The sequence below is a fragment of the Curtobacterium sp. AB7 genome (assembly GCF_044909335.1).
Taxonomy (GTDB): Bacteria; Actinomycetota; Actinomycetes; order Actinomycetales; family Microbacteriaceae; genus Curtobacterium.
Map to the genome: position 1 here is coordinate 271,489 of NZ_JBIYED010000004.1, position 23,612 is coordinate 295,100.

General features: G+C 72.2%; 24 protein-coding genes. 22 read left to right on the forward strand and 2 right to left on the reverse strand.

Annotated features, from left to right (window positions below; all coding sequences use genetic code 11):
- The 11 genes from pyrR to ABH929_RS11550 are packed head-to-tail and all read left to right on the forward strand — an operon-like array spanning position 1 to position 13,338.
- Positions 1–600: a bifunctional pyr operon transcriptional regulator/uracil phosphoribosyltransferase PyrR gene (pyrR, locus tag ABH929_RS11500; RefSeq protein ID WP_111083911.1), complete on the forward strand. Its 600-nt coding sequence runs from the start codon at positions 1–3 to the stop codon at positions 598–600.
- Positions 600–1,559 (forward strand): aspartate carbamoyltransferase catalytic subunit, encoded by a 960-nt coding sequence (locus ABH929_RS11505; RefSeq protein WP_123294316.1) that lies wholly within the window; start codon positions 600–602, stop codon positions 1,557–1,559. The genes pyrR and ABH929_RS11505 overlap by 1 nt, the downstream gene beginning before the upstream one ends.
- The gene (locus ABH929_RS11510; RefSeq protein ID WP_404561329.1) at positions 1,556–2,914 is read left to right on the forward strand and encodes a dihydroorotase; all 1,359 of its coding nucleotides are present in this window, start codon (positions 1,556–1,558) and stop codon (positions 2,912–2,914) included. Before ABH929_RS11505 ends, ABH929_RS11510 begins: the two co-directional genes overlap by 4 nt.
- Complete coding sequence (locus ABH929_RS11515; protein WP_404561331.1) at positions 2,911–3,474, forward strand: hypothetical protein; 564 nt, start codon at positions 2,911–2,913, stop codon at positions 3,472–3,474. Before ABH929_RS11510 ends, ABH929_RS11515 begins: the two co-directional genes overlap by 4 nt.
- Positions 3,471–4,670: a glutamine-hydrolyzing carbamoyl-phosphate synthase small subunit gene (carA, locus tag ABH929_RS11520; RefSeq protein WP_404561333.1), complete on the forward strand. Its 1,200-nt coding sequence runs from the start codon at positions 3,471–3,473 to the stop codon at positions 4,668–4,670. The genes ABH929_RS11515 and carA overlap by 4 nt, the downstream gene beginning before the upstream one ends.
- Positions 4,670–7,963 (forward strand): carbamoyl-phosphate synthase large subunit, encoded by a 3,294-nt coding sequence (carB, locus tag ABH929_RS11525; protein WP_404561335.1) that lies wholly within the window; start codon positions 4,670–4,672, stop codon positions 7,961–7,963. The genes carA and carB overlap by 1 nt, the downstream gene beginning before the upstream one ends.
- The gene (gene pyrF, locus ABH929_RS11530) at positions 7,960–8,844 is read left to right on the forward strand and encodes an orotidine-5'-phosphate decarboxylase (protein WP_404561337.1); all 885 of its coding nucleotides are present in this window, start codon (positions 7,960–7,962) and stop codon (positions 8,842–8,844) included. The genes carB and pyrF overlap by 4 nt, the downstream gene beginning before the upstream one ends.
- Before the next feature lie 56 nt (positions 8,845–8,900).
- Positions 8,901–9,803 carry a guanylate kinase gene (gene gmk / locus ABH929_RS11535; protein WP_404561359.1) on the forward strand — a complete coding sequence of 301 codons (903 nt, stop codon included), beginning with the start codon at positions 8,901–8,903 and terminating at the stop codon, positions 9,801–9,803.
- A 27-nt stretch (positions 9,804–9,830) separates the two neighbouring features.
- Positions 9,831–10,094 (forward strand): DNA-directed RNA polymerase subunit omega, encoded by a 264-nt coding sequence (rpoZ, locus tag ABH929_RS11540; RefSeq protein ID WP_114849971.1) that lies wholly within the window; start codon positions 9,831–9,833, stop codon positions 10,092–10,094.
- A gap of 5 nt (positions 10,095–10,099) precedes the next feature.
- Complete coding sequence (gene metK, locus ABH929_RS11545; protein ID WP_263090636.1) at positions 10,100–11,311, forward strand: methionine adenosyltransferase; 1,212 nt, start codon at positions 10,100–10,102, stop codon at positions 11,309–11,311.
- Positions 11,312–11,319: 8 nt separating this feature from the next.
- Positions 11,320–13,338 carry a primosomal protein N' gene (locus ABH929_RS11550; protein ID WP_404561338.1) on the forward strand — a complete coding sequence of 673 codons (2,019 nt, stop codon included), beginning with the start codon at positions 11,320–11,322 and terminating at the stop codon, positions 13,336–13,338.
- Positions 13,339–13,549: 211 nt separating this feature from the next.
- Here the strand turns inward: ABH929_RS11550 and ABH929_RS11555 are convergent, their stop codons facing one another.
- The gene (locus ABH929_RS11555; protein WP_263090638.1) at positions 13,550–14,005 is read right to left on the reverse strand and encodes a DUF4383 domain-containing protein; all 456 of its coding nucleotides are present in this window, start codon (positions 14,003–14,005) and stop codon (positions 13,550–13,552) included.
- A 96-nt stretch (positions 14,006–14,101) separates the two neighbouring features.
- On the opposite strand from ABH929_RS11555, the gene ABH929_RS11560 reads away from it, so the two are divergent.
- Both ABH929_RS11560 and ABH929_RS11565 read left to right on the forward strand, forming a co-directional pair.
- Complete coding sequence (locus ABH929_RS11560) at positions 14,102–15,037, forward strand: methionyl-tRNA formyltransferase (protein ID WP_263090641.1); 936 nt, start codon at positions 14,102–14,104, stop codon at positions 15,035–15,037.
- Positions 15,034–16,614, forward strand: a complete 1,581-nt coding sequence (locus ABH929_RS11565; RefSeq protein WP_404561339.1) for an RsmB/NOP family class I SAM-dependent RNA methyltransferase — start codon at positions 15,034–15,036, stop codon at positions 16,612–16,614. Before ABH929_RS11560 ends, ABH929_RS11565 begins: the two co-directional genes overlap by 4 nt.
- 16 nt (positions 16,615–16,630) lie before the next feature.
- On the opposite strand, the gene ABH929_RS11570 is transcribed toward ABH929_RS11565, so the two are convergent.
- Complete coding sequence (locus ABH929_RS11570; protein WP_205462494.1) at positions 16,631–17,284, reverse strand: NAD(P)-dependent oxidoreductase; 654 nt, start codon at positions 17,282–17,284, stop codon at positions 16,631–16,633.
- Between the two features lie 62 nt (positions 17,285–17,346).
- Here ABH929_RS11570 and ABH929_RS11575 point away from each other — a divergent pair, with 62 nt between their 5' ends.
- The 9 genes from ABH929_RS11575 (at position 17,347) to ABH929_RS11615 (ending at position 23,599) form a co-directional block, all read left to right on the forward strand.
- Entirely contained in the window at positions 17,347–17,949 is a 603-nt protein-coding gene (locus ABH929_RS11575) for a TetR/AcrR family transcriptional regulator (protein ID WP_404561340.1), read from the forward strand.
- A 47-nt stretch (positions 17,950–17,996) separates the two neighbouring features.
- Positions 17,997–18,656, forward strand: coding sequence for a ribulose-phosphate 3-epimerase (gene rpe / locus ABH929_RS11580; RefSeq protein ID WP_111083925.1), 660 nt, complete (start codon positions 17,997–17,999; stop codon positions 18,654–18,656).
- Positions 18,657–18,715: 59 nt separating this feature from the next.
- A complete protein-coding gene (locus ABH929_RS11585; RefSeq protein ID WP_111084162.1) occupies positions 18,716–18,979 on the forward strand; it encodes a phosphoribosyl-ATP diphosphatase in 264 nt (87 codons plus the stop codon).
- Positions 18,980–19,048: 69 nt separating this feature from the next.
- On the forward strand, positions 19,049–19,888 hold the full coding sequence (hisG, locus tag ABH929_RS11590; RefSeq protein WP_111083926.1) for an ATP phosphoribosyltransferase: 840 nt from the start codon (positions 19,049–19,051) through the stop codon (positions 19,886–19,888).
- Positions 19,885–20,670 (forward strand): imidazole glycerol phosphate synthase subunit HisF, encoded by a 786-nt coding sequence (hisF, locus tag ABH929_RS11595; protein WP_404561342.1) that lies wholly within the window; start codon positions 19,885–19,887, stop codon positions 20,668–20,670. The genes hisG and hisF overlap by 4 nt, the downstream gene beginning before the upstream one ends.
- 43 nt (positions 20,671–20,713) lie before the next feature.
- Positions 20,714–21,160, forward strand: a complete 447-nt coding sequence (gene hisI, locus ABH929_RS11600; protein WP_111083928.1) for a phosphoribosyl-AMP cyclohydrolase — start codon at positions 20,714–20,716, stop codon at positions 21,158–21,160.
- The gene (locus tag ABH929_RS11605; RefSeq protein WP_404561343.1) at positions 21,157–22,701 is read left to right on the forward strand and encodes an anthranilate synthase component I; all 1,545 of its coding nucleotides are present in this window, start codon (positions 21,157–21,159) and stop codon (positions 22,699–22,701) included. The genes hisI and ABH929_RS11605 overlap by 4 nt, the downstream gene beginning before the upstream one ends.
- Entirely contained in the window at positions 22,698–23,363 is a 666-nt protein-coding gene (locus tag ABH929_RS11610; RefSeq protein WP_263090658.1) for a Trp biosynthesis-associated membrane protein, read from the forward strand. The genes ABH929_RS11605 and ABH929_RS11610 overlap by 4 nt, the downstream gene beginning before the upstream one ends.
- Positions 23,360–23,599 (forward strand): HGxxPAAW family protein, encoded by a 240-nt coding sequence (locus ABH929_RS11615; protein WP_159571188.1) that lies wholly within the window; start codon positions 23,360–23,362, stop codon positions 23,597–23,599. Before ABH929_RS11610 ends, ABH929_RS11615 begins: the two co-directional genes overlap by 4 nt.
- The last annotated feature ends 13 nt before the right edge of the window (positions 23,600–23,612 follow it).

Consider the following 23,612-nt stretch of genomic DNA (forward strand, 5'->3'; position numbering starts at 1 on the left):
ATGCCGTCCAGTGAGGCGGGGAAGGGGGTCGACGTGGGTACCAGAACGGTCCTGCAGCAACCCGACATCACGCGCGCTCTGACGCGCATCGCACACGAGATCCTCGAGGCCAACCACGGCGGCTCGGACCTCGTCCTCCTGGGCATCCCGACCCGGGGCGCCGTGCTCGCCGAACGGCTGGGCCGCGTCCTGGCGGACATCGAGCCCGAGTGGCAGTCCGCGCGGGCGGGCATCGGATCCGAACGGGTCGGCACGCTCGACGTGACCATGCACCGGGACGACCTCGGGCACGGCATCGGTCGTGCCCCGCACCGCACGGTCATCCCCGCCGGTGGCATCGACGGCAAGGTCGTCGTGCTCGTCGACGACGTCCTGTACTCGGGCCGCACGGTCCGGGCAGCGCTCGACGCCCTGCAGGGGATCGGCCGGCCGCGCGCCGTCCGGCTCGCCGTGCTCGTCGACCGCGGCCACCGCGAGTTGCCGATCCGGGCGGACCACGTCGGCAAGAACCTGCCGACCGCCTCGGACGAGCGGGTCACCCTGCACCTGTCCGAGACCGACGGCGACGACACCGTGTTCATCGAGCAGGGGGTGGCGTGATGCGACACCTGCTCTCCACCGCCGACCTGTCGCGCGATCAGGCCGTGCACATCCTCGACGTCGCCGAGGAGATGGCCGAGGTCAACACGCGCGAGGTCCGGAAGCTCCCGGCCCTGCGCGGCAAGACGGTCGTGAACCTGTTCTTCGAGGACTCGACGCGCACGCGCATCTCGTTCGAGGCCGCGGCGAAGCGCCTGTCGGCCGACGTCATCAACTTCGCGGCCAAGGGCTCGAGCGTCTCCAAGGGCGAGTCCCTCAAGGACACCGTGCAGACCCTCGGCGCGATGGGCATCGACGGCATCGTCATGCGGCACGGTTCCTCCGGTGCGCCACGCGTGCTGGCCGACGCCGACTGGATCGACGTCCCCGTGGTGAACGCCGGAGACGGCACGCACGAGCACCCGACGCAGGCGCTGCTCGACGCCTTCACCATGCGTCGTCGTCTGCACGGTGCCGGGTCGCGTGGACAGGGCCTCGACGGCGTCCGGGTCCTCATCGTCGGCGACGTGCTGCACAGCCGTGTCGCCCGCTCGAACGCGTGGCTGCTCCGGACCCTCGGTGCGAGCGTCACCTTCGCCGCACCGCCGACGCTGTTGCCCGCCACCACGACCCCGTTCGGCGCAGCGGTGCACCACGACCTCGACGCCGCCCTGGCCGAGGACCCGGACGTCGTCATGACGCTCCGGATCCAGCAGGAGCGGATGGACGACGCGTTCTTCCCGAACCCGCGCGAGTACACGCGGCACTGGGGCCTGACGGCAGCGCGGTTCGCGCGGCTGTCCGAGCGCACGCTGATCATGCACCCCGGTCCGATGAACCGCGGTCTGGAGATCGCCGGCGTCGCAGCCGACGACCCCCGATCCACCGTGGTCGAGCAGGTCGAGAACGGTGTCTCGGTCCGCATGGCGGTCCTCTACCTGGCCCTGACCGGCACCGAACCGAAGGAGTCCGCAGCATGACCGCTCACCTGATCCGCGGCGCGCAGCTGGTCGACGGCTCGCGCGCCGACATCCGACTGCAGGACGGCCGCATCACGGCGATCGGGTCCGGTGTGGACGCGGGCGGCGCCACGGTCGTCGACGCCGACGGGCTCATCGCCCTGCCGGGCCTCGTTGACCTGCACACCCACCTGCGCGAGCCCGGGCACGAGGAATCCGAGACGGTCCTCACCGGCTCCAGCGCCGCGGCGGCCGGAGGCTTCACCGCCGTCAACGCGATGGCGAACTCGAGCCCGGTCGCCGACACCGCCGGGGTCGTCGAGCAGGTGCAGGCACTCGGAGACGACGCCGGCTACGTCACCGTCCGCCCGATCGGCGCGGTTTCGCAGGGGCTGCAGGGCACGCACCTGTCCGAGATCGGCGCCATGGCGACGAGCAGGGCGAAGGTCCGGGTCTTCTCGGACGACGGCTCCTGCGTCGCCGACCCGCTGCTCATGCGCCGTGCGCTCGAGTACATCAAGGGCTTCGGCGGCGTGCTCGCGCAGCACGCGCAGGAACCCCGACTGACCATCGGCGCGCAGATGAACGAGGGCCGCCTGTCGTCGGAGCTCGGACTGGCCGGCTGGCCGGCCGTGGCGGAGGAGGCGATCATCGCCCGCGACGTCCTGCTCGCCGACCACGTGGGCGCGCGGCTGCACGTCTGCCACGTGTCGACCGCCGGCAGCGTCGAGGTGATCCGCTGGGCCAAGTCCCGCGGCATCGACGTCACCGCCGAGGTCACCCCGCACCACCTCGTGCTCACCGAGGACCTCATCGCCGGGCACGGCGGCGCCCCCGGGTACGACGCCCGCTACAAGGTGAACCCGCCGCTCCGTGCCCAGGAGGACGTCGACGCCCTGCGCGCCGCCCTGGCCGACGGAACGATCGACATCGTCGCGACCGACCACGCGCCGCACACGGCCGAGGCGAAGTGCTGCGAGTGGCCGGCGGCGGCGAACGGCATGGTCGGCCTCGAGTCGGCGCTCAGCGTCGTGCAGTCCGCCGTCGTCGCGTCGGGGCAGCTCGACTGGGCCGACGTCGCCCGGGTCCTGTCCGAGGCGCCGGCACGTATCGGCCAGGTCGAGGGCCACGGCCAGCGCATCGCCGAGGGCGCACCCGCCGAGATCACGCTCTACGACCCGACGGCCAGCCGCGAGTTCGCGGCCGCCGACCTCGCCGGCCAGTCGCAGAACTCGCCGTACCTCGGCATGACCCTGCCCGGCCGGGTCGTCGCCACGTTCCACCTGGGCGCGCCGACGGTGCTCGACGGCCGTCTCGTGGACGCCGACACCGTCGCCGCGCACGCCGCGGCCCTCCGGACGGGGGCGCGCGCATGAGCGGCGACGCCGCGCGCTGGCTGCTCGGCGGGGTGATCCTGCTCGCGGTGGCCGCGCTCTTCGTCGCCATGGCGCGCACCTGGCGGACGCGGAGCAGGAAGCAGGCGGAATCCGTGCCTCCCGTCCCCGTCCCGACCACGGTCGGACCGGCGGCCGGGTCCTGGGACGGTTTCTCCGTCGCGACGACCCGTGCGGACCAGCCGCTGGAACGCATCACCGCCGGCGGACTCGGGTTCCGGGGTCGCGGCGGCGTGGACGTCCACGCGACCGGTGTGGTCCTGCGACTCGCCGGCGCGGACGACCGCTGGATCGAACGTGCCGCGGTCCGCGGGGCCGACCGCTCGACGTGGGCGATCGACCGGGTGGTCGAGCCCGGGGGACTGGTCCGTCTGCGATGGACGGCGACCGGCGCCGCAGGTGCGACGGACCTCGACACGTACTTCCGGTTCCCGGAGGGCGACGCAGCCGCGCTGCTCGCCCTGCAGGGACTGACCGAGACCGGGCCGCAGGCGACTGCGGCCAATGCCCCGCGAACCGCGGGCGAAGGGAAGAAAGCATGACACGCGAACGGGCCGTCCTGGTCCTCGAAGACGGCACCCGGTACGACGGCTGGGCCTACGGCGCTCGCGGGCGCACGCTCGGCGAGGTGGTCTTCGCGACCGGCATGACCGGCTACCAGGAGACGCTGACCGATCCGTCCTACGCCGGCCAGATCGTGGTGCAGACCGCGCCGCACATCGGCAACACCGGTGTCAACGACGAGGACCCCGAGTCCCGTCGCATCTGGGTCGCCGGGTACGTGGTGCGCGACCCCAGCCGCGTGGTCTCGAACCACCGCGCGAACGCGTCGCTCGACGACCACCTGGTGCGCGACGGCATCGTCGGCATCTCCGGCATCGACACCCGTGCGCTCACGAGCCGCATCCGCGACGCCGGTGCCATGAAGGGCGGCGTGTTCAGCGGTGTCGACTCGACGCTGTCGGAGTCGGAGCAGCTGGACGCCGTCCGGTCGCAGGCCACCATGGCCGGCGCGAGCTTCTCGGCGATCGTGTCCACCCCGGAGACCTACGTGGTGTCGGCCGAAGGTGAGCAGATCGGCCGGCTCGCCGTGCTCGACCTGGGCGTGAAGGCCTCGACCACCCGCTACCTCGCCCAGCGCGGGTTCGAGGTGCACGTCGTGCCGCAGGACATCTCCGCTGCGGCGCTCGAGGAGCTCGCACCGGACGCCCTGTTCTACTCGAACGGCCCCGGGGACCCCGCTGCGTCGGACGCCCAGGTCGAACTGCTGCAGGGCAGCCTGCGGACCGGACGTCCGTTCTTCGGCATCTGCTTCGGCAACCAGCTGCTCGGCCGCGCGCTCGGCTTCGGCACCTACAAGCTGCCCTTCGGCCACCGCGGCATCAACCAGCCGGTGCTCGACACCACCACGGGCAAGGTCGAGATCACGAGCCAGAACCACGGTTTCGCGGTCGACGCTCCCCTGGGGCAGGTCCTCGAGTCGCCGGCCGGGTTCGGACGCGTCGAGGTCTCGCACTACTCGCTGAACGACGACGTGGTCGAGGGCCTGCGGGCGCTCGACGTGCCCGCGTTCAGCGTGCAGTACCACCCCGAGGCCGCCGCTGGTCCGCACGACAGCATGTACCTCTTCGACCGGTTCGCGGACCTGGTGCGCGCGCGACGTGACGGGGAGCCGCTCGACGCGGCCACCGCCGACGCGACCACTCCCGCAGCAGACATCACCAAGGAAGCGAACTGATGCCCAAGCGCGCAGACATCAACTCCGTCCTCGTCATCGGTTCCGGCCCGATCGTCATCGGTCAGGCCGCCGAGTTCGACTACTCCGGCACCCAGGCGTGCCGCGTCCTCCGGGCCGAGGGCGTTCGGGTCATCCTCGTCAACCCGAACCCCGCGACGATCATGACCGACCCCGACTTCGCCGACGCGACCTACATCGAGCCGATCACGAACGCGTGCCTCGAGGAGATCATCCGCATCGAGAAGCCGGACGCCGTCCTGCCGACGCTGGGCGGCCAGACCGCGCTGAACGCGGCGATCGCGCTCGACGAGGCCGGCATCCTCGCCAAGCACGGTGTCGAGCTCATCGGCGCCAAGGTGGACGCCATCCAGCGCGGAGAGGACCGCCAGCTCTTCAAGGAGCTCGTGCTCGAGTCCGGCGCCGACGTGGCCCGGAGCCACATCGCCCACACGCTGGAAGAGGCGAAGGAGTTCGCGAAGGACCTCGGCTACCCGCTCGTCGTCCGCCCGTCCTTCACCATGGGTGGTCTCGGTTCGGGCTTCGCGTACGACGAAGCCGAACTCGTCCGCTTCGTCGGCGACGGGCTGCAGTCCAGCCCGACGACCGAGGTCCTGCTCGAGGAGTCCATCCTCGGCTGGAAGGAGTACGAGCTCGAGCTGATGCGCGACAACTACGACAACACCGTCGTCATCTGCTCCATCGAGAACGTCGACCCGGTCGGCGTGCACACCGGCGACTCGATCACCGTCGCCCCGGCGCTCACGCTCACCGACCGCGAGTACCAGAACATGCGCAACATCGGCATCGACATCATCCGCCGCGTCGGTGTCGACACCGGTGGTTGCAACATCCAGTTCGCCGTCGACCCGTCGAACGGCCGTCTGATCGTCATCGAGATGAACCCGCGCGTCTCCCGCTCGTCGGCCCTGGCCTCGAAGGCCACCGGCTTCCCGATCGCGAAGATCGCCGCGAAGCTCGCCATCGGGTACCGCCTGGACGAGATCCAGAACGACATCACGAAGGTCACCCCGGCCAGCTTCGAGCCGACGCTCGACTACGTGGTCGTGAAGACCCCGCGGTTCGCGTTCGAGAAGTTCCCCGCTGCGGACGCCACGCTCACCACGACGATGAAGAGCGTCGGCGAGGCGATGGCGATCGGCCGCAACTACGCGACGGCGCTGCAGAAGTCACTGCGCTCGCTCGAGAAGCGCGGCTCGAGCTTCCACTGGGACACCCCGGCGGCGGCGCTCGACAAGGACGCCCTGCTCGCGAAGTCGTCCATCCCCACCGACGGCCGGATCGTCACGGTGCAGCAGGCCCTGGTCGCCGGCGCCACCGCCGACGAGGTCTTCGAGGCGACGAAGATCGACCCGTGGTTCATCGACCAGATCGTGCTCATCAACGAGGTCGCCGCCGAGGTCGCGGCCGCCGACGAGCTCGACGCGGACACCATCCGGTGGGCCAAGGAGCACGGCTTCAGCGACACCCAGATCGCGGCGCTGCGCAGCACCCCGGAGCACCCGGTCAGCGAGCAGCAGGTCCGCGACGACCGGCACGCCCTCGGCATCCGCCCCGTCTTCAAGACCGTCGACACCTGCGCCGGCGAGTTCCCGGCCCTGACGCCGTACCACTACTCGTCGTACGACGTCGAGACCGAGGTGGTCGCGAGCAACCGCAAGAAGGTCGTCATCCTGGGCTCCGGCCCGAACCGCATCGGCCAGGGCGTCGAGTTCGACTACTCCTGCGTGCACGCGTCCTTCGCGCTGAGCGACGCCGGGTTCGAGACGATCATGATCAACTGCAACCCCGAGACGGTCTCCACCGACTACGACACCTCGGACCGCCTGTACTTCGAGCCGCTCACGGCCGAGGACGTCCTCGAGGTCATCGAGGCCGAGGCGGCATCGGGCGAACTGGTCGGCGTCGTCGTGCAGCTCGGGGGGCAGACCGCCCTGGGCCTGGCGAAGCCGCTCGAGGCGGCGGGGATCCCGATCCTCGGCACGAGCCCGACGGCGATCGACTCCGCCGAGGAGCGCGGCCAGTTCTCCGCCATCCTCGACGCCGCGGGGCTGCTCGCGCCGCGCAACGGCACCGCCCACGACCTGGCGAGCGCGACCGCCGTGGCCGAGGAGATCGGCTACCCGGTGCTCGTCCGCCCGTCCTTCGTGCTCGGCGGCCGCGGCATGGAGATCCTGTACGACTCCCCGTCGCTCGCCGACTACTTCGATCGGATGGCCGACCAGGCGATCATCGGCCCGGAGCTCCCGCTGCTCGTCGACCGGTTCCTGGACGACGCGGTGGAGATCGACGTCGACGCGCTCTTCGACGGTGAGCGGCTCTACATCGGCGGCATCATGGAGCACCTGGAAGAGGCCGGCATCCACTCCGGCGACTCCGCCTGCACCCTGCCCCCGGTCGGCCTCGGCCGTGCCGAGATCCAGGGCGTCGTCGACGCGACCGAGAAGATCGCCCGCGGCATCGGTGTGCAGGGGCTGCTCAACGTCCAGTTCGCCATCGGCGCCGGTGTGCTCTACGTCCTCGAGGCGAACCCACGAGCCAGCCGCACGGTCCCGTTCGTCTCGAAGGCGCTCGGCATCCCACTGGCCAAGGCCGCGTCCCGCATCATGACCGGCACCAGCGTCGACGAGCTCGTCGCCGAGGGCATGCTGCCGGCCCGCGACGGGGCATTCGTCCCGATGGAAGCCCCGGTCGCCGTCAAGGAGGCCGTCCTGCCCTTCCGCCGCTTCCGCACCCGCGAGGGTCAGGTCGTCGACTCGGTCCTCAGCCCCGAGATGCGCTCCACCGGCGAGGTCATGGGCATCGACCGCGACTTCCCGCGGGCGTTCCTCAAGTCGCAGGACGCCGCGTACGGCGGCCTGCCGACCAGCGGCACGGTCTTCGTGAGCGTCGCGGACACCGACAAGCGCGCCATCGTGCTGCCGGTGCACCGCCTGCAGCAGCTCGGCTTCACGATCATCGCGACCGAGGGCACGGCGGAGATCCTCCGCCGCAACGGCATCGAGGTCGGCATCGTCGGCAAGTACAGCCAGGGCGGCGAGAGCGTCGTCGACCTGCTGACGCGCAACGAGGTCGACATCGTCATCAACACGCCGTCGGGTGCCGCCGGTCGGGCGGACGGGTACGAGATCCGTGCGGCCACGGTCGCAGCGGACAAGCCGCTGTTCACGACGATCGCGCAGATCGGTGCGGCGGTCGCGGCGATCGAGACGATCGGCACGCCGCTCAACGTCCGGAGCCTGCAGGACTACGCGCGGGAGCGCGCCACCTGGTGAGCGACGGACGATCGGGAGGCCCGGCCTCCTTCGGCGATCGGCTCGCGTCCGCGATGCGCGAGCGTTCACCGCTCTGCGTCGGCATCGACCCCCACGCCACCACCCTGGCGGCGTGGGGGCTCAGCCGCGACGAGCAGGGCCTGACCGCCTTCGGTGCGGCCCTGGTCGACGCGGCCGCCGGCCGCGCGGCGATCGTGAAGCCGCAGATCGCCTTCTTCGAGGCGGCGGGGGTGGCGGGCTACCGCGCGCTCGACGCGACGATCCGTCGGGCACGTGATGCGGGCCTCCTGGTCGTCGCCGACGTGAAGCGGGGCGACATCGGGTCGACCGGTGACGACTACGCACTCGCGTGGCTCGACCGTGACGGGCCGTTCGCGGCCGACGCGATGACGGTGTCGCCGTACCTGGGCTACGGCTCGCTCAGCGGGACGGTCGACGTCGCCCGGAGGAACGGTGCCGGGGTCTTCGTGCTCGCCGCGACGAGCAACCCGGAGGCGCGGGTGCTGCAGACCGCGGTCCTGGCGGAGGGTCCGCGTGCCGGGCGGTCCGTGGCTGCCGGTATCGTCTTGGACGTGGCAGACGACAACCGGGCCGCGGGCGACCAGGCCCTCGGCGACGTCGGGCTCGTGCTCGGCGCGACCCTTCACCTCGACGACTTCGGCATCGACGCGGACGCCATCGGCACCGCGCCGGTCCTGGCCCCGGGCTTCGGTGCCCAGGGTGCCCGGATCGAGGACCTCCGTGCGCTGTACGGTGCACGCGCCGAGCAGGTGCTCGTGAGCGAATCGCGCGGTCTGCTGACCGACGGTCCGGACGGGGTCGCGGCACTCGTGTCCGACCGCGCCGACCGGATCCGCGCCGCCCTCGGGGCCGCAGCGTGACCGCCGACGGCGACCGCACCGACGGCGACCGCACCGACCGCACCGACGGCACCGACCTGCCGGCCCACCGCACACCACCAGAGGTCGACCGCGTCGCGGCGGCCCAGGCCGCGGTCGCCGCGCGACGCGCCCGGGCCGCGGTCAAGGCCGCGATCGCGTCGGGGGAGCGCTCGGCACTCGAGGTCGCTCGCTCGGCATGGGACGACGCCCTCGTCGACACGACCTCGGCGGAGCGCTCGCTCCGGGTGCGCGACCTGCTCGTCAGCCTGTCCGGCATCGGTCCGGCGCGTGCCGAGTCGATCATGGGCACGCTGCGCATCGCGCCGTCGAAGCGCCTCGGGGGCCTCGGCACCCGGCAGCGCACGGCACTGGCCGACTGGCTCGCCGCCCGCGGTCGCAAGCGCGGTGCCTCGAAGCTCGTCGTCCTCGCCGGGCCGACGGCGGTCGGCAAGGGCACGGTGAGCGCGTACATCCGCGAGCAGTACCCGGACGTGAACCTCAGCGTCTCCGCCACCACGCGCAAGCCCCGCCCCGGCGAGGTCGACGGCGTGCACTACTACTTCGTCGACGACGCCGAGTTCGACCGGATGATCCGCGAGCGCGAACTGCTGGAGTGGGCCACGGTGCACAACTCGTACCGGTACGGCACCCCGCGGCCGCCGATCGATCGAGCGCTCGACGCCGGCGAGCGGGTCATGCTCGAGATCGACCTGCAGGGTGCTCGCCAGGTCCGTGACGCCATGCCCGAGGCCGTGCTCGTGTTCCTGCTGCCCCCGACGTGGGAAGAGCTGGTGCGTCGACTCATCGGCCGCGGCACCGAGTCGCCCGAGGAACAGGCACGTCGACTCGACACGGCGAAGGTCGAACTGGCCGCCCAGGACGAGTTCGACGTGCGGATCGTGAACTCCGATGTCGGCACCGCGGCACGACAGGTCGTAGACTTGTTCTCTGCGCCCTGACGGGTGCACCGACGACGAGGAGACTCCATGGCCAACCCCCAGGGCATCATCGACCCGCCCATCGACGACCTGCTCAGCAAGGTCGAGTCGAAGTACGCGCTCGTCATCTTCGCTTCCAAGCGCGCGCGTCAGATCAACGACTACTACGCCGACCTGCACGAGGGCTCGCTCTTCGACAACGTCGGTCCGCTCGTCGACTCGACGATCGACGACAAGCCGCTGTCCGTGGCTCTCCACGAGATCAACGAGGACAAGCTCACCGTCACCAAGCAGCAGCAGCCCTCCGACTGATCCCGGTGACTGCAGCTGCTCTGCGCCTCTTCACGTCCGAGTCGGTGACCGAGGGGCACCCCGACAAGATCTGCGACCAGATCTCGGACAGCATCCTCGACGCACTGCTCACGGTGGACCCGCACGCTCGGGTCGCCGTCGAGACGATGGTCACGACGGGCCTCGTGCACGTCGCCGGCGAGGTCACGACCTCGGGCTACGTCGAGATCCCCAAGCTCGTCCGTGACGTCATCACGGGCATCGGCTACAACTCGTCGGACGTCTCCTTCGACGGCGCCACGTGCGGCGTCGAGGTGTCGATCGGTGCGCAGTCGCCGGACATCGCGCAGGGCGTCGACGAGTCGCTCGACTCCCGCACCGGCGCGGTCGACCCGCTCGACCGCCAGGGTGCCGGCGACCAGGGCATCATGTTCGGCTTCGCGACGAACGAGACCCCCGAGTACATGCCGGTCGCGATCTGGCTGGCGCACCGCCTGGCCGAGCGTCTGGCCGCCGTGCGCAAGTCCGGCGAGCTGGCGTTCCTGCGCCCGGACGGCAAGACGCAGGTCACCGTCGGCTACGACGGCGTCGTGCCGAAGACCGTCGAGACCGTCGTCCTGTCGACGCAGCACTCGCCGAGCGTCACGCTGGAGCAGCTCACCGCCGAGATCACCGAGCACGTGATCCGTCCGGTGCTCGACCTCGTCGACCTCGACTCCTCGCACGTCGACGTCATCGTCAACCCGACGGGTCGCTTCGAGATCGGTGGCCCCCAGGGCGACGCCGGACTCACCGGCCGCAAGGTCATCGTCGACACCTACGGCGGGGCCTCCCGTCACGGCGGTGGCGCGTTCAGCGGCAAGGACCCGTCGAAGGTCGACCGCTCGGCGGCGTACGCGCTGCGCTGGGTCGCGAAGAACGCGGTCGCCGCGGGCCTCGCCGACCGGCTCGAGGTGCAGGTCGCCTACGCGATCGGCCGCGCGAAGCCCGTCGGGCTCTACGTCGAGACCTTCGGCACCGGACACGTCGACGACGCCACGATCGAAGCCGCGATCCGCCAGGTCTTCGACCTGCGTCCGGCCGCGATCATCCGCGACCTCGACCTGCTCCGTCCGGTCTACGCGCAGACCGCGACGTACGGACACTTCGGCCGCGAGCTCCCCGGGTTCACCTGGGAGCAGCTCGACCGTGTCGAGGAACTCCGCGCCGCCGCAGGGCTCGTCACCGCCGCCGTCTGAGGCACCGCGTGACCACCGTCGCGCGCGTCGTCCTCGACTCGCCGCTCCCGCAGTTGGACCGTCTGTTCGACTACCGGGTGCCGGCCGAGCTCGAGGACGACTGCGTGCCGGGGGTCCGCGTGAAGGTCCCGCTCCGCACCGGGGCCCGGATGTCCGACGGCTACGTCGTCGAGATCGTCGACGAGGGCGACTACCCGGGTGAACTCAGCGCGATCGAGACCCTGGTGTCACCCGTCCCGGTCCTGGCGCCGGAGATCTGGAAGCTCGCCCGCGCCGTGGCCGACCGCGCCGCCGGTGTGGCGTCCGACGTCCTGCGCCTGGCCGTGCCGACCCGCCAGGTCCGCGCCGAGAAGGCCTGGCTCGCGCGGGACACCTCGTGGTCCCCGCCCCCGGTGTCCGCGCCGCCGGTGACCGGCTACACCCCGGGCATGCTCGAAGGCGTGATTGCCGAGCACGATCGTGCTGCGGTCGCCGCGGTACCCCACCCCGTGGCGCTGGCCGGGCGGTCCGGTGCCGACGGCGACGCGGACGACGACCGCGACGCCGACCCCGTCTGGGTCCCCGGATGGGCGGCGACGCTCGCCCAGGCGGCGGCGCACACCCTCGCGGCCGAGCAGTCCGCCGTCATCGCCGTCCCCGACTTCCGCGACGTGATCGACCTCGAGCGCGCGCTGCTCGCGGTGCTGCCGCCGGAACGGGTCGTGCGCTTCGACGCCAAGCAGACGAACGGGCAGCGCGCCAAGGCACTGCTGCAGGCGCGGACGCACCCCGTCGTCGCGATCGGCAACCGCACGGCGGTGTACGCACCGGCGACCGACCTCGGGCTCATCGCGATGTGGGACGACGGCGACGCCTCGTTCATCGAGCAGCGCGCGCCGTACGTGCACACGCGTGACGTCGCCCTCGTGCGGGCTGCGCAGTCGGGCGCCGCACTGCTGTTCCTCTCGCACGCCCGCAGCACCGACGTGCAACGGCTCGTCGAACTGCACTGGCTGCAGGACGTCACGCCGTTCCGGGTGAAGAACCCGAAGGTCATCCCGACCGTGCAGCAGACCTCGGCCGAGGGGTACGCCGCGCAGGCGCGCATCCCGAGCTCCGCCTGGCGTGCCGCGCGCGAGGCCAGCCAGCACGGCCCGGTGCTCGTGCAGGTCGCGAGCCCCGGGTTCGGCACCGGACTCGTCTGCGCGGAGTGCGGTGAGCGGGCGCACTGCCGGATCTGCGGCGGTCCGCTCGGCAGTCCGCACCGTGGGGCCACGCCACAGTGCCGTTTCTGCGGTGCCCTCGCCGTGGGGTTCCGTTGCCCGACGTGCGGCAACGCCACCGTGAAGCCCGTGGGACAGGGTGCCCAACGCACCGCCGACGAACTCGGGCGGGCGTTCCCCGGCACCCGGATCGTGGTGGCGGACGGCTCACGCCCGCTCGACGAGGTCCCTGCGAGGCCCTCCGTCGTCGTCGCGACCCGTGGCGCCGAGCCGAGCGTGCCCGGCGGGTACGCGTGCGTCCTGCTGCTCGACGGCGAGAAGATGCTCGCGCGCGAAGGGCTGCGCGTGCAGGAGGACGTGCTCCGGTTCTGGACGAACGCCGCCGCCAAGGGTGCTCCCGGGGCGGAGGCGTACCTGGTCGGCATCGGCGGCAAGCTGGCGACGGCGATGGCGCTCTGGCGGCTCGACGGTCCCGCGCACGACGAACTCACCGACCGGCGCGAGCTGCACTTCCCGCCGGCGGTCCGCGTGGCGACGATGACCGGCACCGACGAGGCCGTCACCGCTGCGGTCGAGGCCCTCGAGGGGGCGACCGCCGGCCCGGTGCTCGGCCCGGTGCCCGTCGAGGACGACGCCCTGCCCGGCACGGTCCGGGCGATCGTGCGGTTCCCGTACGCCCACGGTGCCGAGGTCGCGGCGACCCTGAAGGCCGAGGTCATCCGGCGGTCGTCGACCCGGCGAGTGCTCAAGGGCGGCAACCGGCGTCGTGCGGCACCGACGCTGCGGGTCCGGCTCGACGACGCCGAGCCCTTCAGCGAGGTCTGAGCCGCACGGCCGCCGGACGAGACCTCCGCGGCGGAGCTGCGCCGGGCCTCCCGGGCCGCATGCGTTCGCATCTTGCGACGTTCCACGCGTCGATCACCTCGTGTTCTGTCGGCCGATGCGCACGCACCCGATGCGTGTGCACCTTCCGACGAACCACGCGTCGATCAACGAGTGGTTCGTCGGAAAACCCGCCTGCGCCAGGGCCCGCCCCTCAGGCGCGCGCGGGCCGCCCACCGACGCGCGGGAACACCACGCCGAGTGCGACCATCCCGACCGCGAGCACGAGGTGCAGCCAGTTGTCGGCCCAGTTCAGCGGCACGAAGTTCGCGCCGAACGAGTGCCCGGCGGTGAACAGCCCGTAGACCCAGAGCACGAAGTAGACGACCCCGCCGAGCACCAGGTACATCCGCGACCCGGTGGCGTACCCCGCCGCGAGCACCCCGACGACCCCGAACAGCAGGTGCACGACGTTGTGCAGCACCGACACCTGGAAGACCCCGAGCAGCATCGCCATCGACCCGTGGCCGGCACCCGCGAGCGAGCCGGACGTCAGCCCGGGCACGAACCCGGCGATCCCGACCAGCAGGAACACGACGCCGACGAGCAGCGCGACCTTCTGGATGCTGGACCCTGCGAAGCGGTCGGTGGACGTGGTGACGTCGGACATGGGAGCCCCTCTCGTTCCGTGCCGCAGAACGTACCCATCCACAGAACGCCCGGTTCGGGTCAGTCCGGCGAGCGCGCTCGTGGGAGGATCGAACCCATGCGTCTCGTCGTCGCCGGCAGCCCCGCTGCGGCCGTCCCCACCCTCCGCCGCCTGGCGGCGTCCGACCACGAGATCGCTGCGGTCCTCACCCGTCCGCCGACACCGCAGGGCCGGAAGCGCATCCTGACGCCGACGCCGGTCGCGCAGGTCGCCGCGGAGCTCGGACTGCCCGTCATCGAGGCGAGCCGCGTGGACGACGACGTCACCGCGCGCATCGCCGCGCTGGACGTCGACCTCGGTGTCATCGTCGCCTACGGCGCGTTGCTCCGCCGCCCCGCGCTCGACGCTCCGCGCCTCGGTTGGGTGAACCTGCACTTCTCCGACCTGCCGGAGTACCGCGGTGCCGCGCCGGTCCAGCGGGCCGTGATGGCGGGGGACACCCGCACCGCCGCGTCGGTCTTCCAGCTCGTCGAGGCGCTCGACGCCGGCCCGGTGTTCGCGGCGGACCCGTTCACGATCGAACCGGAGGCCACCGCCGGCGAGGTCCTCGCCGCCATGGCCGAGTCCGGCGCCGAGACCGTCGCCCGTGTGGTCGACGACATCGCCGCCGGCACCGCCGTCGCGACCGAGCAGACCGGCGAGCCGACGCTCGCCCCGAAGACCACCATCGACGACGGGCGCATCGACTTCGGTGCTCCGGCGACGGTCGTGCACGCCCGTCTGCGCGGGGTCACCCCCGAGCCCGGCGCGTACGCCCACCTCGGCGAGACCCGCGTGAAGCTGCTCCGCAGCAACCGCCTGACAGGAGGCCCCGCAGACCCCGCCCCGCAGCTCGCGCCCGGTGCGCTGGCACTCCACGGCGGTCGGCTGCTGGTCGGGACCGGTGACACGCCGCTGGCGCTGCTCGAGGTGCAGCCGGCCGGCAAGAAGGCGATGGACGCCGCAGCCTGGGCCCGTGGCCTGGGTGAACTGGACGGGAAGGTCCTCGCATGAGCCAGCCGACGAACACCCGGGGTGCCCGTCGCGGACCCCGCTCCGCGAACGCGCGTCGTGTCGCCTTCGACGTGCTCCGGGCCGTGCAGGTCGACGACGCGTACGCGAACCTGCTGCTGCCGACACGCATCCGTCGCGCCGGTCTCACGGCCCGCGACGCCGCGTTCGCCACCGAGCTCACCTACGGCTCGATCCGGATGCTCGGCCGCTACGACGTCATCATCGCGCTGGCCTCCGGTCGTCGGCCCGAGAACATCGAGGCCGACGTCCTCGACGTGATGCGGCTCGGTGCCCACCAGCTGCTCGCGATGCGCACCCCGACGCACGCCGCGGTCGACGCGACGGTCGAGCTCGCGCGCGAGGTCGGAGCCCGCCGTGCCACCGGCTTCGTGAACGCCGTGATGCGCAAGATCGCCGCGCGTACCGACGACGAGTGGGACGCCCAGATCACCGAGGGCCGTGGCGGCGACGCCCTGCTCGCCACGCGGTGGTCGCACCCGGTCTGGGTCGTCTCGGCCCTGCGCGACGCCCTCGCCGCCGAACGCTCCCGCGAAGAGCTCGCCGCCCTGCTCGCCGCCGACAACGCCGCGCCCCGGGTGCAGCTCGCGGCGCTGCCCGGGCTCGCCACCGACGAGGACATCGCCACCGCGACGGCGCGCACGGTGCCGGACGCAGACGAAGACGCAGACGACGACGCCGCGTTCGCCGACGCGACCGGCGCGGCGGACGTGCCGGCGGCCCTGGTGCCCGCCGACGACGAACCGGCGGCCGACGGCGCGACCGGCACCGTGCCTCCCGTCCGGACCGCCGACCCCGTGCCGGCCGCCGACGCCCTGCCGGTCTCGCCCGTCGGGATCCGCGGCATCTCCGGTGACCCCGCGCGCGTGCCGGGCGTCGCTGCCGGGCGCCTGCGCGTGCAGGACGAGGGCTCGCAGCTCGCCGCCCTCGCGCTGAGCCGGTCGTCCGCGGTCCGCGCGGGCGAGCGCTGGCTCGACATGTGCGCCGGCCCCGGTGGCAAGGCCGCGCTGCTCGCCGCCGAGGCGCAGCAGGGCGGCGCGACCCTCGTCGCGAACGAGCTCGTGCCGGCACGTGCCGGACTCGTGCGGAACGCCCTCGGGGTGTTCGGCGACCACGTCCGCGTCGTCGAGGGCGATGCCCGGCGCTACGGCCGCGACGGCACCGGGATGACCTTCGACCGCATCCTGCTCGACGCGCCGTGCACCGGCCTCGGCGCCCTGCGTCGGCGTCCGGAAGCGCGATGGCGCAAGACCCCCGAGGACGTCCAGGAGCTCGCGGCCCTGCAGGCCGAGCTGCTCGACGCCGCGGTCCGGGTGCTCGCACCGGGCGGGACGCTCGCGTACGTGACGTGCTCACCGCACCTGGCAGAGACGCGCGGGCAGGTGGACGGGCTGATGGGGCGGCACGGGGGAGTCCTCGAGCAGCTCGACACCGCGACGATCGTGCGCGGCGTCGCCGCTCGTGACCCGGAGATCGCGGACGGGAACACGGCGCAGCTCTGGCCCCACCGGGTCGGCACCGACGCGATGTTCATCGCGTTGTTCCGTCGCGTCGGCTGAGCGGGTCGCCCGGCGTTCAAGCTGCGCGACGGTAGGCGCTGCCGTCGCACGTGTGCACGGCCGTGTCGTCGAACAGCGCCCGCAGGTTGTACGCGGCGCAGTCCCGGAACGTGCCGATGCTGATCCACCGCGCCGACCGGCGGAGCTCGCCCTTCGTGGGGCCGTCCGAGCCGATGCCGGCCCGGTGGACGGTCCAGGCGATGTCCTGCGCGTCGGCGTCGAGGTAGCGCATGACCGCCTCGTTGTCCGCGTGCTGGCCGCGGTAGTCCCGCGCGAGCGTCGACCGGACGACGCGGAGCACGGGGGCGAGCCGCTTGCCGGGCGGGGCGCTCAGCCCGCCGGCCTGGTACAGCAGGCGCCGGGTGCCGTTCCGGCGCATGGCCGGCACGAGGGCGCGGACGAACTGGGTGTTGACAGGTCGCTCGCGTTGCGCGGCGACGTCCCCGAGCATCACGACCACGCCCGTCACGCCGTCGAGCAGTGCGTCGAGGTCGAGGTCGTCGGTGATCGAGCCCTGCACGACCTGCAGGTCGTCGTGCTGGACGGCCAGCTTCGACGGCGTCCGGACGACGGCGCGGACGCGGTGCCCGGCGTCGAGCGCGAGCCGGGTGAAGTGCTGGCCGGTCTGGCCGGTCGCGCCGAACACGAGGAGGGTCTGTTCCGAAGGCATGTCGTCAAACTAGGCGTTGCCTAGAAAATAGTCAATGCCTAGTTCGGGACTAGGATGTCCTCATGACCGAGCGGCCCTTCCACCACGGGAACCTGCGGGCGGTGCTGCTCGACGAGGCCGACGCGGTGCTGCGGGAGTCCGGGGTCGACGGACTCTCGCTCCGCGACCTCGCCCGCCGCGCCGGGGTCAGTCACGGCGCCCCCCGGAGTCACTTCGTCGATCGGCAGGCGCTCCTCGACGCCCTCGCCAAACTCGGCTTCGACCGCCTGACCGCTGCCGTGCGCCGGGCACTGTCGGGTGCCGACGGGCTGGAGGACCGGTTCCGCCGGGTCGCCCTGGCGTACGTGGACTTCGCGATCGACGACGCCGCGCTGATGGACCTCATGTTCCAGGCGAAGACGACCGGCCGGACGGGCCCCGTGCAGGCTGCCGCGGAGTCGCTGTTCGCGGTGCTCGAGGGTGCCGTGGGAACCGCGACGACGGGGGCCGACGGTGCGGACGCCCGACTCCTCTTCAAGCTCCTGTTCGCGGCGACCATGCAGGGGATCGCCACCCTGGTCGTCTCGCACCGGATCGACCGGGCGCAGGGCGAACGGCTCGTCGACGCCGCGCTCGAGACGATGCTCGGCTCGGAGCTCGGCACCCGGGTCGTCGGCGCCCGCTGACGTCGCCGCGGAGCGGTCCGACGCACACGCGCCGGTAGGCTTGCCCGGTGACGATCCGCATCTCGCCGAGCATCCTGTCCGCCGACTTCGCGAACCTCGAGCGTGAACTCCACCGCATCGAGAGCGCCGACCTGGTGCACGTCGACGTGATGGACAACCACTTCGTGCCGAACCTGACGCTCGGGCTGCCGATCGTCGAGCGCCTGCAGCAGGTCTCCCCGGTGCCGCTCGACGTCCACCTCATGATCACCGACGCCGACGTCAACGCGCCGAAGTACGCCGAGACCGGTGCGTCGAGCGTGACGTTCCACTTCGAGGCCGCGGACGACCCCGTGGCCACGGCCGCCGCGATCCGCTCGAACGGGGCCCGTGCCGCCGTCGCGGTGAAGCCAGGCACCCCGATCACCCAGGTGCTGCACCACCTCGACGCCTACGACATGATCCTGCTCATGACCGTCGAGCCCGGCTTCGGCGGGCAGTCGTTCATGCCGTCCGTGATGCCGAAGCTCGCCGACGCACGTGCGGCGGTCGACGCCTCCGGGCTCGACGTGTGGCTCGAGGTCGACGGCGGCATCTCGGTGGACACCGTGCCCGAGGCCGTCCGCAGCGGTGCCGACACGCTCGTCGCCGGGTCGGCCGTCTACGGCGGTGAGCCCGCCGCGCGGATCACGGACCTGCGCGAAGCGGCCGCGCGGGCGCGGGCATGAGCGCGACCCGTCCGGACGGTACGTCGGAAGCGTCAGCGGAGACCGGTAGCCTGGACCGCGTGAAGACGTTCGACGACCTGTTCCAGGAGCTCACCGAGAAGGCGCGCACGCGCCCCGAGGGCTCCGGCACCGTCGCCGAACTGGACGCCGGCGTGCACCAGATCGGCAAGAAGATCGTGGAAGAAGCGGCCGAGGTCTGGATGGCGGCCGAGTACGAGGGCGACGAGCGCACCTCGGAGGAGATCTCGCAGCTCGTGTACCACCTGCAGGTCCTCATGGTCGCGAAGGGGCTGTCCCCGGCGGACATCTGGCGACATCTGTAGGACGCGCTCGGGCCCGCCCGTGCACCGACCTCGATCCGCCACGACCCCGACCAGAAAGCAGACCCCCTGATGCTCCGCATCGCCGTGCCCAACAAGGGCTCCCTGTCCGAGACCGCGTCCGACATGCTGCGCGAGGCCGGGTACGCCGGTCGCCGCGACCCGAAGGCGCTGCACCTGCTCGACGAGCGCAACGGCGTCGAGTTCTTCTTCCTCCGCCCGCGGGACATCGCGACCTACGTCGGCTCCGGCGCACTCGACGTCGGCATCACCGGCCGCGACCTGCTGCTCGACTCCGGTTCCGAGGCGCACGAGGTCGACGCGCTCGGCTTCGCCGACTCCACGTTCCGGTTCGCCGGCACGCCGGGCAGGTACAGCACCCTGCAGGACCTCGACGGCGTCCGCGTCGCGACGAGCTACCCGGGCCTGGTCGGCGACTTCCTCGCTCGCCACGGGGTGACGGCGACGCTCGTCAAGCTCGACGGGGCGGTCGAGAGCGCCGTGCGTCTCGGTGTCGCCGACGCCGTGGCCGACGTGGTGTCGACGGGCAGCACGCTGCGGCAGGCCGGCCTCGAGATCTTCGGTCCGGTCATCCTCGAGTCGACCGCGTTGCTGGTGTCGACCGACGAGACGATCCCGGGCATCGACGTGCTCCGCCGTCGACTGCAGGGTGTGCTCGTCGCGCGCGGCTACGTCATGCTCGACTACGACATCCCCACCGCGCTGCTCGAGCAGGCGACGGCCGTCGCGTCCGGCATCGAGTCCCCGACGGTGTCGCCGCTGCACGGCCGCGACTGGTCCGCGGTGCGCGTGATGATCCCGCGCGACGACGCGAACCTCATCATGGACGCCCTGTACGACCTCGGGGCGCGCGCCATCCTCGTCAGCCCGATCCACGCGGCGCGGCTGTGACCGCGGCAGCCACGGCGCCGGGCGGCGTGGCCGTCCGGGTCATCCCGTGCCTCGACGTCCAGGGCGGCCGGGTCGTCAAGGGCGTCAACTTCCTCGACCTGCAGGACGCCGGCGACCCGGTCGAGCTCGCCGCGCGCTACTACGAGCAGGGTGCCGACGAGCTGACGTTCCTCGACGTCGGTGCGACGGTCGAGAACCGCGCCACGATGTACGACACGGTCACCCGCACCGCCGAGCAGGTGTTCATCCCGCTCACGGTGGGTGGCGGCGTCCGCTCCGTCGACGACGTGTCCCGCCTGCAGCAGTGCGGTGCGGACAAGATCGGCGTGAACAGCGCTGCGATCGCCCGACCCGACCTCGTCGGCGAGATCGCCGACCGGTTCGGCGCGCAGGCAGTCGTGTTGTCGCTCGACGTCAAGCGCTCCGACCGCACCGCGTCCGGCTTCGTGGTCACCACGCACGGTGGCCGCACCGAGACCGACATCGACGCGATCGCCTGGGCGCGCGACGCCGTCGAGCGGGGTGCGGGGGAGCTGCTCGTCAACTCCATCGACGCGGACGGCACGAAGAACGGGTTCGACCTCGAACTCGTCGCCGCGGTGGGCTCGGTCGCGCGGGTCCCGGTCATCGCTTCGGGAGGCGCGGGTCGGGTCGACCACTTCGCCCCCGCCGTCGACGCGGGTGCGGATGCCCTCCTCGCCGCGTCCGTCTTCCACCGTGGCGAGATGACGGTGGGCGACGTCAAGGCCGCGCTGCGCGCGACCGGCCACGCCGTCCGCTGAACCGCAGCCGCCCGCTGATCCGCCGCCGTAGGCTAGGAGTCTCATGACCGACAGCACCAGCACCGACACCGACGCGGTCCTCGACCGCGCACGTTTCGGTGCGGACGGGCTGCTCCCCGCCATCGTGCAAGAGGAGTCGTCGAAGGACGTCCTCATGCTCGGGTACATGGACCGGGAAGCGCTCCGCCGCACCCTCACCGAGGGGCGCGTGACCTTCTGGTCGCGGTCGCGGAACGAGTACTGGCGGAAGGGCGACACGTCGGGGCACGCGCAGTACGTGCGCGACGCGGCGTTCGACTGCGATGCCGACACCCTGCTCGTCACCGTGCAGCAGGTCGGGGCCGCGTGCCACACCGGGGCGCACCGCTGCTTCGACGTCGACCCGCTCGCGCCCACGACGGCGTCCGCCCCGACCGGCACAGCGGCGTCGGCGCCGACGGACGCGACCGCGTCTGCCCCGGCCGACACGGCAGTGGAGGCGACCCGATGACGGCTGCGACGATCTCCGATGCGCCGCACACGACCTCCCGGCCGGAGTTCGACGCCCTGCTGACCGACCACCGCGTCGTGCCGGTGGTGCGCGCGCTCTACGCCGACAGCGAGACGCCGGTGGGTGTCTACCGGAAGCTCGCCGACGGCCGGCCCGGGTCGTTCCTGCTGGAGTCCGCGGGCCAGGGCGGCCTCTGGTCGCGCTGGTCGTTCGTCGGTGTGCGCAGCTTCGGCGTCCTCACGCAGGAAGGCGACCGTGCCGCCTGGATCGACACCGGCATCGACGCCGAACGCGCGGTCGGCTCGCTCGACGGCGAACCGCTCGAGGTCCTGGCACGCCTGCACGAGCGCTGGGCCACCCCGCGGGTGCCCGGCTCCCCGCCGCTCGTCGGCGGGACGGTCGGGTTCATCGGGTGGGAGGCCGTGCGCCAGCTCGAGCACCTGCCGAACGTGCCGCCGGCCGACTTCGACGTGCCCGGACAGGCGCTGTCCTTCGTCTCCGAGCTCGTCGCGCTCGACCACCGCACGGGGCTCGTCCTGCTCGTCGCGAGTGTGCTGAACGACGGCACCGACGACGCCGACACGCTCTGGTCCGATGCGCAGCGCCGCCTGGACCGCCTGCAGGCCGATCTCGTCCAGCCGAGCCTCGCGACCGTCGCCGAGGCGTTCGAGATCGCCGAGCCGACGCCGACGCACCGCTCCACGCCGGACGAGTACATGGCCGCGGTCGAGCGCTCGAAGGAGTTCATCCGCGACGGCGACGTGTTCCAGGTCGTGGTCTCGCAGCGCTTCGACCACGAGGTGACCGCCGACCCGCTCGACGTGTACCGGGTCCTCCGGACCCTGAACCCGAGTCCCTACATGTACTTCCTCGCCCTGGCGGACACCGCCGACGAGCGGTACTGGATCGTCGGCGCCTCGCCCGAGGCCCTGGTGAAGGTGCAGTCCGGACGCGCCATCACCCACCCGATCGCCGGGTCGCGTCCACGTGGTGCGACCCCGGAGGAGGACGTCCGCTTCGGCGACGACCTGCTCGACGACCCGAAGGAACGCGCCGAGCACCTGATGCTCGTCGACCTGGCCCGCAACGACCTGCAGAAGGTCTGCGAGCCCGGCACGGTCGCGGTCACCGAGTTCATGACGGTCGAGCGTTTCAGCCACATCATGCACCTGGTGTCGAGCGTCGAGGGTGCGGTGCGCCCGGGGATGTCCGCCATCGACGTGTTCCGGGCGACGTTCCCGGCTGGCACCCTGTCCGGTGCGCCGAAGCCCCGCGCGCTGGAGATCATCGACGAGCTCGAACCGGCGAAGCGCGGTGCCTACGCCGGTGTCGTCGGCTACTTCGACTTCGCCGGCGACGCGGACATCGCGATCGCGATCCGCACGGCCCTGATCAAGGACGGCGTGGCACGGGTGCAGGCCGGTGCCGGCCTGGTGGCGGACTCCGACCCCGCCACCGAGCACGAGGAGACCATCAACAAGGCTGCGGCACCCCTGCGGGCCGTCGCCACGGCGAACCGGATGCGCGAGGTGCGCTCGTGAAGCGCTCACGCCCGATCGTCGTCGTCGCCGGACTGCTCGTGGCGGGCATCATCATGCTCGCGTGGACGCAGACCTGGTTCACCGTGGACCTGCACGCCGGTGCCGCCGTCACCTCGACGGTCGACGCCGACGGTGCCGCGGTCGTCCCGCAGTACACCGCCCTGGCGATCGCGAGCCTGGCCCTCTTCCTCGCGATGACCATCGCCGGCCGGGTGTTGCGCATCGTGCTCGCGTGCGTCGAGATCCTGCTCGGACTCGGCGTCGTGGTGAGCGGCATCACCGCACTCGGCGACCCGGTCGCCGCGGCGAAGGGTGCCGTCGGCGCGGTGGCCGGTGTCAGCGACCTGACCGCGGTACGCCGTGTCGTGTCCGGCGTCGACGTGTCGCTCTGGCCAGCCGTGGGCATCGCCGGTGGCGTCCTCGCCGTCCTGCTCGGTGTCGTCGTCATCGTCGTGCAGCGTGCGTGGCCCGGTCCGAGCCGGAAGTACGGCGCGGCGACCGCCGGAGCCGCCGCCGACGCCCGCGCCGCAGCCCCCGTCGAGCGCGACGCCGTCGTGGACTGGGACGACCTCAGTGCTGGGGTCGACCCGACCGACGGCACGGTAGGATCGGATGGGCGTCGGTCGACCGACGACGCCGGAGCAGAACGAGGAGCACCGTGAGCAACACTGAGCCCGCAGAACTCGGCGAAGGCCACTCGCCGGCCGCCTGGACCGCCGTCGTGATCATGCTGATCGGATTCGCGGCAGGCACGCTGTTCTTCTGGTTCGACCAGCCGTGGGGCGTCTGGGTCTCCGCTGCCGTCGTCGTCATCGGCCTCGTCATCGGCGCGGTCATGGCCAAGGCCGGCTACGGCGTGAACGGCCCGAAGTACGTCGCCAAGCACCACGCCGAGTAGGACTCGCATGCCG